This window comes from Prevotella sp., from assembly GCF_036570325.1.
In the GTDB taxonomy this organism is placed as follows: domain Bacteria; phylum Bacteroidota; class Bacteroidia; order Bacteroidales; family Bacteroidaceae; genus Prevotella.
The window spans coordinates 36,630-54,524 of record NZ_DATCYK010000004.1; the positions used below are offsets into that span (position 1 = coordinate 36,630).

Sequence of the window (17,895 nt, forward strand, 5' to 3'; positions counted from 1 at the left end):
CGTATTTCATCATGAAAACAAAAATATTGACTTTGGCGATGTTATCGCTGACCTTGGTATCATGCGACGACTTCCTGACGCGTGAGCCGTTGGATACTGTGACGGACGTTCCTTCGTTTTGGAACGACGAAACAAATATCAGGACAGAGGTGTTGAATCTCTATACCACTTATTTCCCCGGCTACCGGTCGGGTTGGAGCCGTGCCGATAACTTCGCGGAGACCAACGTTGCCGATTGGACTGACGACAATGCGCAGGCCAAGGCCACTTTCTTTACGAAGGTAGCACCTACCACTGCCACCGCCGCTACCGCATGGAGCTTCTCTGACGTGCGGTCTATCAACTTGCTGATTCAGCGTGTCTCTACCTCTACCTTGGCTGAAGAGGCCAAGAATCATTGGCTGGGCGTGGCCCGATTCCTGCGTGCCATGGAGTATGCCACGCTCGTGTCACGGTTTGGCGATGTGCCTTATTATGACGAGACGTTGGGTACTGCCGACTATGAAAAGCTCTATAAGCCCCGTGAGCCTCGTGCCACTGTGATGGATAAGGTGCTCGACGACCTGCAATTCGCCACGAAGAACATCCGCGTTACCGATGGTACGGCCGGATTGTATATAACCCGTGACGTAGCCAATGCCTTTGCCTCACGTATCATGCTCTTTGAAGGTACATGGCAAAAGTATCGTGAGAAGAAAGCCGATTTGGCCAAAAAATATCTGAAAGAGTCCATGACTTTTGCCAAAAACATCATGGATGGTGGCAAATATAGGCTGTGCGATACCTACAAAGACCTCACAACTTCGGAGGATTTGGCCGGCAATCCCGAGATTATCATGTATCGTTCTTATGTCGATGGCGTGGTAACCCATAGCTTGATGGCCTTCCAAAACACCGAGAAAGAGGAGAGCAGTCCCTCTCGTTCCTTCGTCGACGCCTTCTTGTCGACCAACGGTTTGCCTATCCGTCAGGCCGATAATGCGCTGTTTAAGGGCGATACTTGGTTTTTTGACGAGATTACCGACCGCGATCCTCGCCTGCTTGCCAACGTCGATGTGACCGGTTTGCAGTTGGTGGGTGTGGCCAGTGTATCGGCTGTTTCAGGCTATTTTGCCAATCGTTATGTAAACGAGAGCCTCAAGGACAAGGCCGGTGGTCGCAGTTCTACTTGTATTACGGACGCTCCAGTCATGAAGTACAACGAGGTGTTGATGAACTACATCGAGGCCGCTGCCGAGTTGGCCGACCTCAAGGCCTACAGTTTGATGCAAGCTGACTTCGATAAGACCATCAATGTTATTCGTGATCGAAAGAGCACAAGCATGCCTCATGTAACCTTGAGTGGCGATAAGATTGCCGTAAAAGGTGTGACCATCAACGATCCTGAGCGCGATCAGGACGTGTCACCCGTGCTTTGGGAGGTGCGCAGAGAGCGCCGTACAGAGCTGGCTTACGAGGGATTACGCTTCAATGACTTGCGTCGCTGGGGCAAATTGCAGTATGCCGACATGAAGCTCAACGCCAAACTCAACAAGGGCGCATGGCTCGATAAGGCCCGTTATGTGGCTTGGTACAACGAGGTGAATAAGAAAGCCATTGCCGCCGGCACCATGAAGGCCATCACTCTTGATAACCTCAAGAGCCTGACCCTCGACCGCAGTGGCGACGCCGGCTACATTGTGCCCATCACGAAGGCTGACTTGCTTCGTGTTTATGCGGAGAAAGATTATCTCTATCCTATACCGCAGGACCAGATAACCCTCTATAAGAGCCGTGGCTACGAGCTGAAGCAGAACCCCGGTTGGTAAGGAGTTAGAACTTTATAGATAAACAAAAGGAATACGTCGCGGTGCTTGCCGCGGCGTATTCCTTTTGATTTAAATAGCTTACCTTTATCCTTTTATTTTCCCAAAGCAGCCCTTTTACCGTCCCATAGTGGCCTTTTTATGCAGTCAAAGCTGTCCTTTTATCGTGTCAAAAGCCTGCTTTGAAAATCCCACGGACATGCCCTTGTGCGCTTATGTTTGGCGAAGGGTATTTTGCTTTCCATGTGTTATTTGCGGTAAAGGTTTATTTTGTTAGTTTTTTTCTTTGTTTTTTATTTGCTAAACAGTATCTTTGGCAAAAGAAATAGCGCTAATTGTGGCTGGCTGCTTTTCCTGAACGTTTGGTGTAAGATGGGGTTAATGGCAAGTCGCATGGCTTCATTCAAATGATAAAATGCCATGGCAGCATAGCCGATAGTAGGCTGAAAAGGTTGTGTATGGTGGGACATGTAGCGATAACTTTCTAATGTTATTTTGATATGAAAAGATTTATGATTGTCCTTTTCCTGACTTATGTCAGCGTGTTATCTATTCATGCGCAGGGTACGAGTAGGATGACAGATGGTTCAACTGTGAAGGAATATTTGCAAAAAGTGGTGAAAAACAAATCCTTTTTCAAGGGAAAGCCCGTGCAACTGTTTTATGACATGTTGAAGAAAGACGGTTTTCCTATTCATCACATGTCAACCGAAAGCGTGGGACCTTGGACTGAAGAAGTGGTGCGAGGAGTGATCCTATACACGGAAACATCGGAAAAGATAGACGAGGGAATACCTACTTTTATCGTGACAATAGACTTCGAGGGCGATTGCGGGCGTGATTATGACTTTTGGCATTCGCTTCCTGACCATAATTGGATGGACGTTATATTAAACCGAACCAAGAATATGACATTTAGGGATGTTAGCTATGAATATACCACAATAGGGGTAAAAAGAAAGTGAAAGAAAGCCCTGACGGATTTTCTTTCACCTATGGTTCTTATGGGTTGATATGTATTCTGAAGCCAACGTTGATTTGTAGGTTGGTAGGCCGGTCCTTGTAAATATTCTCTATGGCGCTGCCGTTATTGAAATGGTGGCTTATGCCGGGTTCTATATATAAGCCCGTTTCACGTGAGATCTTGTATTCGGCCCCAATGGCGCCGGCGATGGAGAATTGCGGACGTCCTTCCTTGAGCTTTGTTTCCTGACGGGTGGCCTGCGGGGCGTCAGTTGTTTGCGTGGTGGTAGTGCCCTTGACGAGCTTCGCTGCCTCCATACCTGCCGTGGCGTAGATTTGAAAATGGCGACTGTCGATAAGCGTATAAGTGGCTGCCACGGGAATACCTACGTAGTGGAGCGACCGGTCGAGGCGCTGCTTGGCATGCTCCGTGCCGCTCGTAGTTTCGGAAGAGAGATAGCTGTAGGTTATTCCTGACTGGACGGCCCACCGTTGGTTGAGCCTATATCTCACGGAAACGCCCACCTTTACGGGCTGCCGGTGCTTGGTATGTTGCTCAAAATCAGCTTCGCCTACGGGCGTCTTGCTTGTGTTGCGGCCCGAAAGTTCGTTGTCGTAAGGGCCTATGGGGTTGGCCGTAGCCAGCAACATGCCCGATGAGGAGTGGCTGTTGGCCGCCGAACCACCGTAGTAGGAGGCTATGCTCACGGGCGAATCGGATGGGCGCTTGGGGCGGTGGCGATTGGCTTGGGGCGGATAAGTGGGGCGTTGCCGGGCCTTCGGAGCGTCTTGCGTGGCGATATTGTCCTCTTGTTGTTCGGCGGTTTCCCGCGTGGTGGCGTCTTGTTGGGTGGCAGGGGCTATGGAAGCGCCGGGTTGGAGGGCGGTTTCACTGATGTTGGGGTCAGCGTTCGGAGTAGGCATTGCGGACGCATGAGCTGCCGGAACGTATGCTGTCATACGTCGCCCGGGGTGGTTCTCGGGGGCGATGGCCGGCCGGGTGGGTGCCGAGGCGGGTGTTTCCGAAAGGGGGAAAGGTCGCTGTTGATGGCTTACGCGGCTGATTTGTTTTTCTTCTTGTGAGAAGTTGGTCCAAAGGAAGAAGCCCAATAGCAAAGCGGCGGCCACTCCCGCAAGGCGGTAGCTCCACAGTCTCATGTTGCCATGATTGGCTGCCAAGGGACGTGTCACGGGCGTTTGGCGCTTGGCAAGTTCGGCTTTCACGTCGTCGAGCAGCCCTTGGGGCGCCTGACGCTCATGCCGGTGCAATCGTTGTCGGATGTCTTTTATCCACTGTTCTTCTTTCATCGAACGTCTTCCTTTCTCTTTTCGCTGTTGATAAGTTTGGCCAACATGTTCTTGGCTTTGTGGTATTGCGAAGCCGAGGTGTCGGGTTTGATATTGAGTATTTGGGCTATTTCCTTATGGCTTTTACCCTCCATCACGTATAAATTGAATACGGTGCGGTAGCCCGGGGGCAGCATGCCGATAAGCATGGCTATCCGCTCATCGGATAAGGTGCTGACATCGGGTGTCTCGTCGGCGATGTCTATTTGCTCCATATTGGTGTCAACAAACATGGAGGGATTCTGTTTGCGGAGGAAATGCAGGGCCTCGTTGACGACAATCCGGGTGAGCCACGCTTTCAGGGAGCCTTTGCCCCGATATTCAAAATCGGCAATTCGGGTGAAAACCTTAATCAGGCTTTCCTGCAACACGTCACGCAGGTCTTCCTCATTGGGTACATAGCGGGCGCAGACGCCGGACAGATAACCCGCATAGTCGGCATACAGCACATCCATGGCACGGGGATGTCCCTTGCCGAACATACGGATAATTTGCTGTTCTTTATTGCCGCTAAACAGATTCATGGTGCTGACCGACGCCTTCGCCCTTTATCGTTGGAAGAGTTATTTACGAGTGCGGTATTTAAACTTCACGCTCTTTTCGCCGCTGAATGACTTCCATTTGAGGGTCAGATCCACGGTTTTGCCTTGGGTGTCGGGCAGGTCATTGAGCCTGAAAGCGATAAAACCGTCGCGAATAACGCCTCGGGTATCGCCTACGGCGTCGTGGAACAGCGTTACCTCATAAGGGTCGGCGGTCTTCACTAAGTTCACTTTGTGAAGTTTGCCGTTGCCGTAGTAGGTTCTGAAGCGCAATGTCAGATAGCCGTCTTCCACTACGGTGGCCCAGTCGTTGACAATCTCCAATGGGGCATTGCCGTAAGTGGTGATGTTCTTGTCGCCCATGTTCGGTGCCATTTCTTTGGTGCGGATGGTGTCTATCCAATTAATGAAAGCCGACTTGGTGTGGAGGTCTTTTTGGTCCTCGGTTAGCTTGATGTTGGTCAAGGCCCTTACTTCCTTCTTGCCGTAGGGTGAAGTCTTGATATTCGTGGGAATGATAACGGTGGCGTCGTCGAGCTGTAAGAAGAAAGTGCCATCGGCCGGTCGGGTCTTTAAAGTCACCAAAGCGTTGGGAAAAATGGTGGAATGGTCGTATTCATCCGTCTGACAGGAATGCAGTAATAACGCTGACGAAAGAACGACTATCAGTGCAAGTAATAATTTCGTTTGTCTCATATCGTTTTGTATTTAATGGTGAATGATTTTTTACTTGATTGTGAGTGATTGCCCAGTTTATGATGATTGGGCTTTTATTTTATAAAATCCAATGCCGCCAAAAACCTTGCCTCGAAATCGTGAAAAATAAGAAAAATGTTTGAAAAATATACGAAAAGTCAGGTCCCCACAATCGTATGGGAACCTGACAGAGGCGATAGAGGCAACATAGGCGGTGCTTGCGGACCGCCTTTCTGATGAAATTTATTTCACTGTGACGGCGATGGTGCCCATTGTCTTGTCCTTGTCGGTCACGGTCACCATGGTCGTTCCGGCCTTAACACCTTTGATGGTTACTTTGCTGTCCTTCACGGTGGCGGTGGCAATCTTCATGTCTTTGCTCATCACCGTGTAGGGAGCCTTACCCGATTTGATGGTAACGACTTCCTCTTTGCCGGCTGTTACATTGACGGCAGGCTTGTCGAAAGTGAGCGGAGCCATGACGTTGACGGTGATGTTACCGGTTTGTTTGTTCTTATCGGTTACCATGATAGTGGTTTTTCCCTCCTTAACGCCCGTGACGGTTATCATGTTTTTATCGGCTTTGGCGGTGGCAATTTTATCGTCAGTCAGCTTAACTGACAAGGGGAGGGTGGCATGGCTCACGGTTACCGTGGCCGTGCCGCCGGTCGCCACGTTGACCGTGGTGGCGCTGAAGCGCATGGGCTTGTCGTTATCATCGTCCTTGTGGCATGAAGCCAACGTCATACTACTGAGGCAGCAAGCTGCCAATACCATTGTCTTGAAAACATTTTTGAGTTCCATTGTCTTGTTTTTTTAGTTGTTGTTAAAATAATTGTTTTGCCTCATCAACTTACGCTTATTAAATACAAGATAGCGCATGAGCTTGCCTCTATGAGTGTTAATAAGTTGAAAAGATGAATCATGCTATTTACATGGGTATGATTTCTGTGTTTGGGAGATGGCAAGGATGGTGGTCAAAGTAAATAGATATGTTAGTTGTATAATAAGGTTAAAAATGTAAGGGAAGCCGAGAAAATATTTGGAAATATTAGAATAAAATTCTTTCTTTGGGAAGAAAAGACGTCTCTTTGTTGTGTTACGAATTGTAATATAACAACCTTTATAGGTGATGATTATATATTATTAAATGTAAGAATACATGAAATACTTGCTGTTTGTTATATTTATTTGCTAATGTAGCTCTGATTTGTTTGCGCAAAGTCAAGATACGATAAAAGTGGAAACCTTGCCTGAAGTAATCCTTTCAGACATTATAATGTCTCGCATGTCACAATGGATTATGGTTTCTATAATATGAATAGATGGGATTATAGTGAGAGTAATGGGTGAAGTGTGAATCTGACGGTAACCTATAATATAGGATATGGCAAGAAAACAGCAAAGGGAGAAACCAATATTGATAATTCCATTAATAATGCGCTGTTGAAAGTATATTAATAAGGCAAGGAAACGACGTTGTTTAAATGACTTGTTGGGTTAATATCTGTGTTTTGAGTGCCATTGGGGCTGTTAGTTTTGGTGTGGAAAACGCGGATATGTTGTGAACTGTTAGGAGTTTTAAAATTCGTAGGCGTGAGAACAAAACATGCGTAGGTGAAGGTAGGACCGTCTACATGACTAATTCGATGTTAAGGGACCTTCGTTAAATACAATTAAATGGTAAAGAAATTCAGAAAAGGCCACGACCTAAGTGGGAAATTATTGCTATATTTGCACGCAATAAATTTCTAAAGTTACAATATGTCATCATTTGTTGCAGATAAAATTGTAATGGACGGTCTTACCTTTGACGACGTCCTTTTGATTCCCGCTTATTCGGAGGTGCTACCTAAAACGGTAGAGTTAAAAACCAAGTTTTCACGTAATATTACGCTTAATGTCCCGTTCGTAACGGCCGCTATGGATACCGTTACCGAATCGTCTATGGCCATCGCGATAGCACGTGAGGGTGGTATTGGCGTTATCCATAAGAATATGACAATAGAGGAGCAGGCCCGTCAGGTGGCTATCGTGAAGCGTGCCGAGAACGGTATGATTTATGATCCCGTTACGATTCGCCGTGGCAAAACAGTGAAAGATGCGCTTGAAATGATGCACGACTATCATATTGGTGGTATTCCGGTGGTGGATGATGACAATCATTTGGTAGGAATCGTCACCAATCGTGACCTGCGTTTCGAGCGTCGTTTGGACAAGACGATAGATGAAGTGATGACGCATGAGAATCTTGTGACAACGCATCAGCAGACCGACTTGCAAGCAGCGGCTGCCATATTGCAGGAAAATAAAATCGAAAAACTGCCGGTGGTTGACAGTGAGAACCATTTGGTAGGTTTGATTACTTATAAAGATATTACGAAGGCCAAGGATAAGCCCATGGCTTGCAAAGACGAGAAAGGTCGGCTCAGAGTGGCTGCCGGTGTAGGTGTAACAGCCGATACGCTGGAGCGTGCCAAGGCTTTGGTGGCCGCAGGTGCCGACGCTATCGTTATAGACACGGCTCATGGCCATTCCAAAGGCGTGATAGAAAAGTTGCGCGAGGTGAAGGCTGCTTTCCCCAATGTTGATGTAGTTGTGGGAAATGTGGCTACGGGTGCTGCCGCAAAAATGTTGGTTGACAATGGTGCTGACGGCATAAAGGTGGGTATCGGTCCCGGTTCTATCTGTACGACACGTGTGGTTGCCGGTGTAGGTGTACCACAGTTGAGCGCCGTATATGATGTTTACTCTGCGTTGCAGGGTACGGGCGTTCCATTGATTGCCGATGGCGGACTGCGCTATTCGGGTGACATCGTGAAGGCGTTGGCTGCCGGTGGTAGTTGCGTGATGATAGGTTCATTGGTAGCCGGAACCGAAGAAAGCCCCGGCGATACCATCATCTTCAACGGTCGTAAGTTCAAGAGTTACCGAGGCATGGGCTCTTTGGAGGCCATGGAACAGAAGAACGGATCGAAAGACCGTTATTTCCAAGGCGATACGAAGGATGTTAAGAAGCTCGTGCCGGAGGGAATCGCGGGCCGTGTGCCTTACAAGGGAACGGTACAAGAGGTTATCTACCAGTTGACCGGTGGCTTGCGTTCGGGTATGGGTTATTGTGGTGCGCCCTCTATAGAGAGACTGCATGACGCTAAGTTTACCCGCATTACAAATGCCGGTGTGCTGGAGAGTCATCCGCACGACATCGCCATTACGAGTGAAGCTCCTAACTATTCTCGCCCCGAGTAGTCAAAGATGACTTGTAGGAAGAACTTTTTATTGATAGCAGCCATGTTCCTTTGCGGGAACATGGTTTTTGGTCAAAGCAATGACCCCGTGGCTTTCCGTATTAATGGGCGTGATATTCATCGTTCAGAGTTCTTATATTCCTACAATCAGTATGCCCAATCATCGGCCGCGGAAAAAAGCGTAGAGCAGTATATCGGTCCGTTTGTGAAGTTTCAGTTGAAAGTTGAGGCTGCTTTGCAGGCACGATTAGATACGATTGGACGGTTGGCAGAACATGTGGCTCCTATGCAAACACATCATATAGTGGATGAGGATTTGGAGGCAGAAGCACATCGCTACTACCAACAACTACGCCAACGTGTAGAAGCGAAAGGTGGACTCGTGAAGCCCGCGCAGATATTACTGCGGTTAGAGCAGAGAGCCAATAAAGGAAAGATAGCCGATGTTCGTCGCCGGATAGATTCTATATACACGGCTTTGAAAGGAGGTGCGGACTTCGCAATGCTGGCTAGACGTTATTCAGATGATTTGTCGTCGGCAAGGAATGGCGGTGAACTGCCATGGATAGAGCGGGGGACCGTCTTGAAAGAACTTGAGGATGCGGCTTTCGCTTTGCGGAAAGGAGAAATGAGTCGTCCGTTTGAGTCGCCTGAAGGTTATCATATCATTTTATTGAAAGACCGATGCGACTTTTTGCCTTATGATTCGTTGCGTGAGGATATTCTGACCTATGTGGATATGAAAAGGCTCCGTGAGAAAATTCTTCAGCCGGAGTTGAGTCCGGCAGTAGGCAAAGAAAAGGCATATACAAATTCCGATAGAGGGGCAAATAATAAAACTGACGTAGAGATTGCGCTGGAACGATTGGCCCAAAAGATTTATCGTGAGGAATTGTTGGCTTACGAGATATGCAATAGAATGGTTTGGACGCCGGCCACTACTGACGAAGTGGGGTTGGAACGCTATTTTAAAAAGAATAAAAAGCGCTACCGTTGGTCTATTCCTTATTTTCGTGGAGCTGTTCTTCAAGCACGGAGTAAAAAGGATTTGAAAGCTGCTAAAAAGGCTTTGAAGGCTTGGGATTATGAAAAATGGGATGAATTGATTCGTTCTACTTTCACCCAAGAAACTGAAAAAAGAATTCTTGTCCGTCATGGTTTATATCGGCAAGGCGATGACGCCGTGGTCGATAATATGATATTTAAGACCGGGGGGGAGTTACAGAGACATCAAGAGCTTCCCTATATGGACGTGTATGGGAAGAAACTGAAAGCCCCGAAGTCTGTAAACGAGGTGAAGTCGTTGGCATTAGCCGACTATCAAGAGTCTTTAGAAGAGGAGTGGGTAGAATCTCTCCGACATATATATAAGGTGGAAATCTTTCGTGAAGCCATCTTAAAAACAGAAAATTAAGAATTATGAACAAAGGATATAAACTTTTTGCCGGCTTTATACTCTTGCTTTTTATGGCAGGGATGACCGCTAAAGCCAATAAGTCGACAACTCAGAAAGTTGCGTCTGCTAATGACTCTACTGTACAGTCGAAAGACTATAATGTGCCGGAAAGCAGTGTGGTCGATGAAGTTATCTGGGTGGTAGGTGACCAGCCTATCTTAAAATCGGATGTAGAAAATATGCGACTGCAGGCCGAAGTGGAAGGCATGAAGTGGGACCGTGATCCCGATTGTCTTATCCCGGAGCAATTGGCGGTACAGAAGTTATATCTCCATCAGGCCGAACTCGACTCAATTGAGGTGACGGAAGGTGAGGTGACTTCACGCGTGGAGCAGCAAATTAATTATATGATTAATGTGATTGGCTCACGTGAGAAGTTGGAAGAATATCGTAAGACGACGATTACTCAGTTGCGGCAAGAGTTGCATGATGATGTAAAGAACAACCTGCAGATGGAGAAAATGCGCCATAAATTGGTTGAGGATGTAGCCGTAACGCCAAGTGATGTGCGCAAACATTTTGAAACTTTGCCCGAAGACAGCCTGCCATTTGTTCCCACAACAGTGGAAGTGGAGATCATAACCCGTCAACCACAGATAGGACAGGATGAAACCAATAGGGTAAAAAACTTATTGCGTGAATATACCGACCGAGTAACGAAAGGCGAAACAAGTTTTTCTACGTTGGCCCGCCTTTATTCAGAAGATCCGGGGTCTGCCCGTACCGGTGGTGAAATGGACTATATAGGTCGTGGAATGTTGGACCCGGCTTTTGCCAATGTGGCCTTTAACCTGACCGATCCGAAGAAAATATCTAAGATTGTAGAGACAGAATTCGGGTATCATATCATCCAATTGATAGATAAGCGTGGTGATAAAATCAAGGTTCGCCATATCTTGTTGAAGCCGAAAGTTTCAGAGGATGCCATAAAGGAGGCGAAGTTGCGTTTGGATTCCATAAAAGTGGATATTCAAAATAAGAAATTTACTTTTGAAGAAGCCGCAACATTTTTGTCGGATGATAAAGATACAAAGAGCAACCATGGTTTGATGGCCTATAATGATGTGCAGAATCAAAGTATGACTTCAAAATTTGAAATGAAAAATCTGCCATCGGAGATAGCCTTGGTTGTAGACACGATGAAGATAGGAGATATATCTGCTCCCTTTGAAATGGTGAATGCTAAAGGAAAGCGGGTCGTCGCCATCGTAAAGTTGAGTAACCGGATAGACGGTCATCGTGCCAAGATAACGGAAGATTATCAGGTTATGCAGAATGTGGTGCTTGCCAAGGCACGTGAGAAGAAATTGCATGATTGGGTGGTAGATAAAATCAAACATATCTATGTGAAGATGGGTGACCGCTATAAGGATTGCAAATTTGAATATCAAGGATGGGTTAAATGACACGATTTAAAGATATTGTAAGAACATCTTGTAGGCATAGAATTACTTTAAGGGTAGTTCTATGCCTCTTTGGACTTTTGATGTTGCCTGCCGCTGTGGGAGCAAAAGGACAGAAGAAACGTGTCGCAAAGCAAGATCCAAAGGTATATTTGATTCATGCCGATGAGCTGAGATACGATATGTATGGGCCTGACCCGGGCGCACAAATCGTGAAAGGAAAAGTACATTTCTCCCATCAAGGTGGTCAGCTTTGGTGTGACAGCGCTTATTTCTATCAAGAGTCCAATGCCGTTAAAGCCTTTGGACGTGTGCGCTTTCAGCAAGATGGCATGTCACTCGTGTGTCAGCGGGCACATTATGACGGGCAGACGCAGCAGATGTTTGCCCGTGAGAATGTAGTATTAAAGCGTGGAAAGCAAACGCTGTATACAGATAGTTTGAATTTCGACCGGCTCTATGATTATGCTTATTTCTTTGAAGGAGGACGGCTGGTTGATGGTAAGGATAGGCTTGTGGCTGATTGGGGAGAGTATAACACCAAGACCCGGGAGGCCATATTTTACTATAATGTGAAGATGCACAGCGAGGATAGGGTGATAGTGACAGAAGAATTGCATTATGACCGCGAAAAATCAAAGGCGCATGTGGTTGGTCCTTCTACGATAACACAGAAAGAAAGTGTCATACATACAACCGACGCATATTTTAATACGGCTACGGATAATTCGGAACTTTTTGGACGCTCGACCATTGAGGATAAGACGCGAAAGATAACCGGAGATAGTTTGTATTATGATAAGAAAACGGGATTGGCACGAGGATATGGTAATGTGGTTTATGTAGATAAGAAAAATAAGAATGAATTACATTGCGGTCGGATGCACTATAATGAGCAGACGGGACGAGGATGGGCAACCGTGAATGCGTTGGCAAAGGACTATTCGCAGAAAGATACGCTTTATGTTCATGCTGATTCCTTAAAGATTTATACATTTCATATTAATACGGATTCGGTCTATCGTAAGGTACATTGCTTTGATCATGTAAAAGCTTATCGAGTGGATGTGCAGGCTGTTTGTGATTCTATGGTCATCAATACGAAAGATTCCTGCATGACGATGTATCGGGATCCTATCGTGTGGAATGGTGGGCGCCAATTGTTGGGAGAGCGTATTGATGTTTACATGAATGACAGTACGGTACGTTATGCGAAAGTAACCAATCAAGCGCTATCGGTGGAGCTGTTACCTGATAAGGAACATTATAACCAAGTGTCGTCAAAGGAAATGGACGCCTCATTCGTTAATGGAGCTATCCGTTTTTCACAAGCAATAGGCAATGTTAAGACTGTTTTTTATCCGCAGGAAGAAAAAGATTCTACCTTGATGTCACTTGTTTACATGGAGACAGATACAATGAAGATGTATATTTCTCCTCAACGTAAGTTGGAACGAATATGGACGCCAAAGAACAATGGGACATGGTATCCGATGACACAGATTCCCCCTGATAAATATAAATTGCCGGAGTTCGCTTGGTTTGAAGAATTACGTCCTACAGATCCTGCGGATGTCATGAATTGGCGTGGGAAAACAGGTGAGCAGGCATTGAAAGTAGTGAAACGGCATGAGGCTCCCCTTCAGAAGATTGGTCGCCCATGAGTATGTTCGGTCAACCTAAACCGCGTGGGTTCCATCATGAATTTATTTATATAGATGAGCGGAAAGAGCGGCTGAAAGCGATAGAGCGGAAAGCTCGGGAAGAACTTAGTGGCAGGATGAATTCATCTGCTCTTGAGAATAATTCGCACAGACTTCTTAAAGAAGGTATGTATAAGTATTCTCGTCGGTCGTATTCGCATCTTCAGATGAGAAAAACCTTGTTGCAAGGAATGCTGCTGGGTGTGCTATTGCTGTTTTTGGCGGTAGTCCTTTTTTATTTGATGAGAAAATAATAATTATGAGTGATATCATACAATTGCTACCGGATACGGTTGCTAATCAGATAGCTGCGGGAGAAGTCATTCAACGTCCTGCGTCTGTAGTGAAAGAGTTAATGGAAAACTCTGTCGACGCTGGCGCTACTCATATTGATGTGCTTGTGACAGATGCAGGCCGTACACAGATTAGAGTGATTGATGACGGGAAAGGGATGAGCGAAACGGATGCGCGTCTCTCTTTCGAACGGCATGCAACATCGAAAATCCGTAAGGCTGATGATTTGTTCGCCTTGCGTACCATGGGATTTCGAGGAGAGGCTTTAGCTTCTATTGCTGCTGTGACACAAGTGGAATTGAAAACACGTCAAGCGGGCGAGGAGATAGGTACACAACTGTCTATTTCTGGAGGAAAGTTTATAGAGCAGCAACCGTGTGCTTGTCCTATAGGCTGTGACTTTTCTGCGGGGAACCTTTTCTTTAATGTTCCAGTTCGTAGAAAGTTCCTGAAATCAAACACAACCGAATTAAATAATGTAGTCACAGCTTTTGAACGAATTGCATTGGTTTATCCTCAAATAGCTTTCCGTTTCTTTAGTAATGATATAGAAATGTTCTCGCTTAAGACGGGAAGTTTGCGTCAGCGTATCGTGGATGTATTTGGTAAACGTTTGAATCAAGATTTATTGCCTTTGGATATTGATACGACGATGTGTAAGATAACCGGCTTTGTTGGTAAACCGGAATCAGCTCGGAAAAAGGGTGTTAAGCAATTCTTCTTTGTCAATGGGCGTTATATGAAGCACCCGTATTTTCATAAAGCCATAATGAGTGCTTATGAACGACTTGTTCCCGTTGGCGATCAGATACCTTATTTTATATATTTAGAGGTGAAGGCTGAGGATATTGATGTAAATATTCATCCTACTAAAACCGAAATTAAATTTGAGAATGAACAGGCTATTTGGCAAATATTGATGGCTGCCGCAAAAGAAGCGGTGGGAATGTTTAACGAAGTGCCTTCTATTGATTTTGATACAGAAGGCCGTCCGGATATACCTATATTTGATCCTGCCGCTCATAGTAAAGCTCCACAAGTAAAATATAATTCTGATTATAATCCGTTTAAGAGTACGAATGTAGGTGGACATACGAAAGCTCCTGAAAAATGGGAACAATTGTATGAAAGTGTGTTGCCGGATGAAAGTCAGAATTCCGGAGGGATTATTCTTTCAAGTTTGGGCACGTATGATGGTTTTGAAGAGAATGACTCGGTAGTGTTACCCGGTTTTGCAGAAGGGGCAGAGGAAAAATCTTCCTTACATTATCAATATAAGGGACAATATATTCTTACGGCAGTAAAGTCCGGATTGATGATAGTTGAGCAACATAGGGCACATGTACGTATATTGTATGAAGATTATCTACATAAATTATCTGTTCGGGCGATGGAGTCACAGCGTGAGTTGTTTCCTACGTTGATTCAATTTACCCAAGCAGAGGTAGTCACTTTAAAGCAAATTATGCCTGAATTAATCGAATTCGGCTTTGAACTTACCGATATGGGAGGAAACAGCTATGCTATCAATGCGATTCCTGTAGGGCTTGATGGATTACAGCCTACTGCTGTTATTCATGATATGTTAACTACTGCCGTTGGTCATGTGGGAGAAGTGCATGATGAGATTAATCATGCGCTGGCTATCAGTTTAGCCCAAAATGCAGCCATACCTGTAGGTCAAGTTCTTTCAAATGATGAAATGGAAAGTTTAGTTAGTCGATTGCTCTCTTGTACTAATGTCAATTATACTCCTAACGGTAAAAAGATTTTGACGATCTTCTCGCATAATGAGTTAGAAAAGTTATTGAATTAGGCTTATATGGAGTAAAAGTTTGCATATAAAAACCTGCAATTCCCTTATGAATAATAGTGTTTTAACTTGTTTTAGCTCAAGAGGAATGCTTTTAGAAACAATTTTTTAGCTAAATTCGGATTATATTAGAAAATAATTGCTAACTTTGCGGCGTATTATCAAGTATAGAGTATAGTATATAAAGATCAAGTTTTTATTTAAATACAATTAGATTATGAAAAAGTTTTTAATGGTGCTGGCTTTTGCCGGTGTTTCAATGTGCTCTTTTGCACAGGATACTGATCCTGTAGAAAAGTACAGCGTTGCAACAAATTCTTTTTGGAGTAACTGGTTTATCCAGGTAGGTGGTGATTTCAATTCATGGGTTTCTGATGAAGAACATGGTCGTGGATTCGATAACGGTTCACACTTTGGACTGCTCAATAGCAAGCGTACATCTTTCGGTGGTGCAGTAGCTCTTGGTAAGTGGTTTACTCCCGGTCTCGGTCTCCGTACAAAGTTGCAGGCTTGGAATGCTAAGAGCGTAAGCAGTGCAAATCCTTCTAAGTTCAAGTTTTGGACTTTGAATGAGCAGGCTATGTTCAACGTGAGCAACCTTCTTTTCGGTTACAACCCTAACCGTGTATGGAATGTTATTCCTTTCGCAGGTGCTGGTGTTGCACGTAACATGACCGATAACAAATACGCTATGTTGATGAGCGTTGGTTTGCAGTCTTCTTGGCGTCTTGGTAAGCATGTTAACTTCTATGTAGAAGGAGGCTGGAACCGTATGGAGGAAGACCTTGACGGAGTTCAGGGCAATCTTCTTAAAAAATCAGATGATAATCGTGGCTGGGAAGGCAAGGATAACCACCTCTATGCAGAAGTTGGTTTGACATTTAACCTTGGTAAGGCTACTTGGAGCAAGACTCCTGATGTAGACGCTATTAAGGCTCTCTCACAGTCTCAGATTGATGCTTTGAACGCTCAGCTCAACGACGCTAACGCAGAGAACGATCGTCTTAAGAATATGCTCGCTAACCAAAGGCCAGCAGAAACACAGACTGTTAAGGAATTCGTTACAGCTCCTGTATCTGTATTCTTCAACATCGGTAAGGATAAGGTTGCTTCTAAGAGAGATCTCGTAAACGTAGAGGCTGTTGCTAAGTATGCTAAGGAGAATAACTGCAATGTTCTCGTAACAGGTTACTGCGATAGCGCTACCGGTTCTGCAGAATTCAACCAAGCTCTCTCTGAGCGTCGTGCAAACCGTGTTGCTGATCACCTCGTTAACATGGGTGTAGACCGTGATAAGATTCAGACAAAGGCTAACGGTGGCGTAGAGGAGATTTCTCCTGTATCTTTCAACCGTCGCGCTACTGTTGAAATCGCAAAGTAATAAAGAATAAGATATTAAATCTTGTAGCCCCAACCTAATTGGTTGGGGCTTTTTTGTGTTCATTATTGAAGGCCGGTTAATGGTCTTTGATTCTACAAATAGTCTATATTGGTTGTCTCTTAAGCCGTTTTATTATATTTATCGTAGTTGTGTGAAGAGGCCAAGTTATTTAAGTTTCTTTCATGCTGCGTGATTTCCTTATACTTTATATCGTAGTTTTATAAATTTTCTTCTTTGTTATTTTTTAATTTATGGTCGGTCCGGGGAAGAAAGTTATAGGATTTTTAGGGGGATAGGAATGGGAAATAGATATTTGCGGGGGAGGATATTTCCTTGTTTTATGGGGTAGGTATATGGATTGTTTCTTGTATCTTTTAGAGTGCCGGGGGCTGTGTAGCTTGTTTTTTTTGATAGCTCTTTAGAGATTATAGATGATTACTGGGCTGTTTTTAAAATATGTTTTATTTGCAGAAGGAGGCGTTTGGGCAGATTGTTTGCCGTCTTTTGTGCTGTAAGAAAGGGCTTTTGACGGGCTTATATGTGGCTAATGAGGAAGGTGCTTGTGTGATTTTATGTCTTGACATAATTAGATGGTAATTTTTAAAGGAATTGTTTGGTGTATTCAAAATAAATCTTTACTTTTGCATTCGCTTTACAAGAGTAAGGGCGTTTAGCTCAGCTGGTTTAGAGCATCTGCCTTACAAGCAGAGGGTCGGCGGTTCGAATCCGTCAACGCCCACTAAGGGGTGTTTCCCTGTGGTCCTTCGGGATTGCAGGGATTTTTTGTGTTTGGGAAAATAGAAGAAGAGGTTTGGTCATGCCATAGATATGATTATAGATGACATTCTCTTTTCTTAAATTCTTTGGTTTGCTAATTTAATAATTCCGGTAATGGGTATAAAATAAGCTGACAGATAGAGAGTGTGGGACTCCAACATGTGATTTTATTAATTAAAAAATGTAAATAATCTTCTAATTCTTTGGTGGTTTACTATTAATAGTATATCTTTGCACTCGCTTTACAGAAGTAAGGGCGTTTAGCTCAGCTGGTTTAGAGCATCTGCCTTACAAGCAGAGGGTCGGCGGTTCGAATCCGTCAACGCCCACGAAGAGATTCAATGTTATTTTGAGTCTCTTTTTTCTTTTAATAGGGTTGTGGCATAGCCGCATATCGTTAGTTGATTTAATGTATAGCATAGAAGGGTAGCGTTTTTTATTTTTTTATCATTTAGCATGTTCTTTAT

13 protein-coding genes and 2 tRNA genes are annotated in these 17,895 nt (G+C 44.9%); 11 read left to right on the forward strand and 4 right to left on the reverse strand.

Going from position 1 to position 17,895, the window contains the following annotated elements; translation table 11 throughout:
• Positions 1-11: 11 nt before the first annotated feature.
• Positions 12-1,808, forward strand: coding sequence for a RagB/SusD family nutrient uptake outer membrane protein (locus VIR50_RS00170; protein WP_331933130.1), 1,797 nt, complete (start codon positions 12-14; stop codon positions 1,806-1,808).
• A 497-nt stretch (positions 1,809-2,305) separates the two neighbouring features.
• On the forward strand, positions 2,306-2,770 hold the full coding sequence (locus tag VIR50_RS00175; protein ID WP_331933131.1) for a hypothetical protein: 465 nt from the start codon (positions 2,306-2,308) through the stop codon (positions 2,768-2,770).
• Positions 2,771-2,807: 37 nt separating this feature from the next.
• On the opposite strand, the gene VIR50_RS00180 is transcribed toward VIR50_RS00175, so the two are convergent.
• The 4 genes from VIR50_RS00180 to VIR50_RS00195 form a co-directional block, all read right to left on the reverse strand.
• Positions 2,808-4,076, reverse strand: a complete 1,269-nt coding sequence (locus VIR50_RS00180) for an outer membrane beta-barrel protein (RefSeq protein ID WP_331933132.1) — start codon at positions 4,074-4,076, stop codon at positions 2,808-2,810.
• On the reverse strand, positions 4,073-4,639 hold the full coding sequence (locus tag VIR50_RS00185; protein WP_331933133.1) for an RNA polymerase sigma factor: 567 nt from the start codon (positions 4,637-4,639) through the stop codon (positions 4,073-4,075). The genes VIR50_RS00180 and VIR50_RS00185 overlap by 4 nt, the downstream gene beginning before the upstream one ends.
• A gap of 39 nt (positions 4,640-4,678) precedes the next feature.
• Positions 4,679-5,353, reverse strand: coding sequence for a NigD1/NigD2 family lipoprotein (locus tag VIR50_RS00190; RefSeq protein ID WP_331933134.1), 675 nt, complete (start codon positions 5,351-5,353; stop codon positions 4,679-4,681).
• A 243-nt stretch (positions 5,354-5,596) separates the two neighbouring features.
• Positions 5,597-6,157 (reverse strand): pilus assembly protein N-terminal domain-containing protein, encoded by a 561-nt coding sequence (locus VIR50_RS00195; RefSeq protein ID WP_331933135.1) that lies wholly within the window; start codon positions 6,155-6,157, stop codon positions 5,597-5,599.
• A gap of 960 nt (positions 6,158-7,117) precedes the next feature.
• On the opposite strand from VIR50_RS00195, the gene guaB reads away from it, so the two are divergent.
• The 9 genes from guaB (at position 7,118) to VIR50_RS00240 (ending at position 17,757) form a co-directional block, all read left to right on the forward strand.
• Positions 7,118-8,602 (forward strand): IMP dehydrogenase, encoded by a 1,485-nt coding sequence (guaB, locus tag VIR50_RS00200; RefSeq protein WP_331933136.1) that lies wholly within the window; start codon positions 7,118-7,120, stop codon positions 8,600-8,602.
• 6 nt (positions 8,603-8,608) lie between these two features.
• Positions 8,609-10,015 (forward strand): peptidylprolyl isomerase, encoded by a 1,407-nt coding sequence (locus VIR50_RS00205; RefSeq protein WP_331933137.1) that lies wholly within the window; start codon positions 8,609-8,611, stop codon positions 10,013-10,015.
• Between the two features lie 5 nt (positions 10,016-10,020).
• Entirely contained in the window at positions 10,021-11,463 is a 1,443-nt protein-coding gene (locus VIR50_RS00210) for a peptidylprolyl isomerase (RefSeq protein ID WP_331933138.1), read from the forward strand.
• Positions 11,460-13,124 (forward strand): OstA-like protein, encoded by a 1,665-nt coding sequence (locus VIR50_RS00215; protein ID WP_331933139.1) that lies wholly within the window; start codon positions 11,460-11,462, stop codon positions 13,122-13,124. The genes VIR50_RS00210 and VIR50_RS00215 overlap by 4 nt, the downstream gene beginning before the upstream one ends.
• A complete protein-coding gene (locus VIR50_RS00220) occupies positions 13,121-13,417 on the forward strand; it encodes a hypothetical protein (protein ID WP_331933140.1) in 297 nt (98 codons plus the stop codon). Before VIR50_RS00215 ends, VIR50_RS00220 begins: the two co-directional genes overlap by 4 nt.
• Before the next feature lie 5 nt (positions 13,418-13,422).
• Positions 13,423-15,273, forward strand: a complete 1,851-nt coding sequence (gene mutL / locus VIR50_RS00225) for a DNA mismatch repair endonuclease MutL (RefSeq protein ID WP_331933141.1) — start codon at positions 13,423-13,425, stop codon at positions 15,271-15,273.
• A gap of 214 nt (positions 15,274-15,487) precedes the next feature.
• A complete protein-coding gene (locus VIR50_RS00230; RefSeq protein ID WP_331933142.1) occupies positions 15,488-16,651 on the forward strand; it encodes an OmpA family protein in 1,164 nt (387 codons plus the stop codon).
• Between the two features lie 664 nt (positions 16,652-17,315).
• A tRNA-Val gene (locus VIR50_RS00235) sits at positions 17,316-17,390 on the forward strand.
• 292 nt (positions 17,391-17,682) lie between these two features.
• Positions 17,683-17,757: transfer RNA gene (locus VIR50_RS00240), tRNA-Val, on the forward strand.
• Positions 17,758-17,895 lie beyond the last annotated feature (138 nt).

Bases quoted from the DNA above. Each gene is read 5' to 3' on its own strand.
- VIR50_RS00170 (WP_331933130.1), top strand. From the start codon at position 12: ATGAAAACAAAAATATTGACTTTGGCGATGTTATCGCTGACCTTGGTA.
- VIR50_RS00175 (WP_331933131.1), top strand. From the start codon at position 2,306: ATGAAAAGATTTATGATTGTCCTTTTCCTGACTTATGTCAGCGTGTTA.
- VIR50_RS00180 (WP_331933132.1), bottom strand. From the start codon at position 4,076: ATGAAAGAAGAACAGTGGATAAAAGACATCCGACAACGATTGCACCGG.
- VIR50_RS00185 (WP_331933133.1), bottom strand. From the start codon at position 4,639: ATGAATCTGTTTAGCGGCAATAAAGAACAGCAAATTATCCGTATGTTC.
- VIR50_RS00190 (WP_331933134.1), bottom strand. From the start codon at position 5,353: ATGAGACAAACGAAATTATTACTTGCACTGATAGTCGTTCTTTCGTCA.
- VIR50_RS00195 (WP_331933135.1), bottom strand. From the start codon at position 6,157: ATGGAACTCAAAAATGTTTTCAAGACAATGGTATTGGCAGCTTGCTGC.
- guaB (WP_331933136.1), top strand. From the start codon at position 7,118: ATGTCATCATTTGTTGCAGATAAAATTGTAATGGACGGTCTTACCTTT.
- VIR50_RS00205 (WP_331933137.1), top strand. From the start codon at position 8,609: ATGACTTGTAGGAAGAACTTTTTATTGATAGCAGCCATGTTCCTTTGC.
- VIR50_RS00210 (WP_331933138.1), top strand. From the start codon at position 10,021: ATGAACAAAGGATATAAACTTTTTGCCGGCTTTATACTCTTGCTTTTT.
- VIR50_RS00215 (WP_331933139.1), top strand. From the start codon at position 11,460: ATGACACGATTTAAAGATATTGTAAGAACATCTTGTAGGCATAGAATT.
- VIR50_RS00220 (WP_331933140.1), top strand. From the start codon at position 13,121: ATGAGTATGTTCGGTCAACCTAAACCGCGTGGGTTCCATCATGAATTT.
- mutL (WP_331933141.1), top strand. From the start codon at position 13,423: ATGAGTGATATCATACAATTGCTACCGGATACGGTTGCTAATCAGATA.
- VIR50_RS00230 (WP_331933142.1), top strand. From the start codon at position 15,488: ATGAAAAAGTTTTTAATGGTGCTGGCTTTTGCCGGTGTTTCAATGTGC.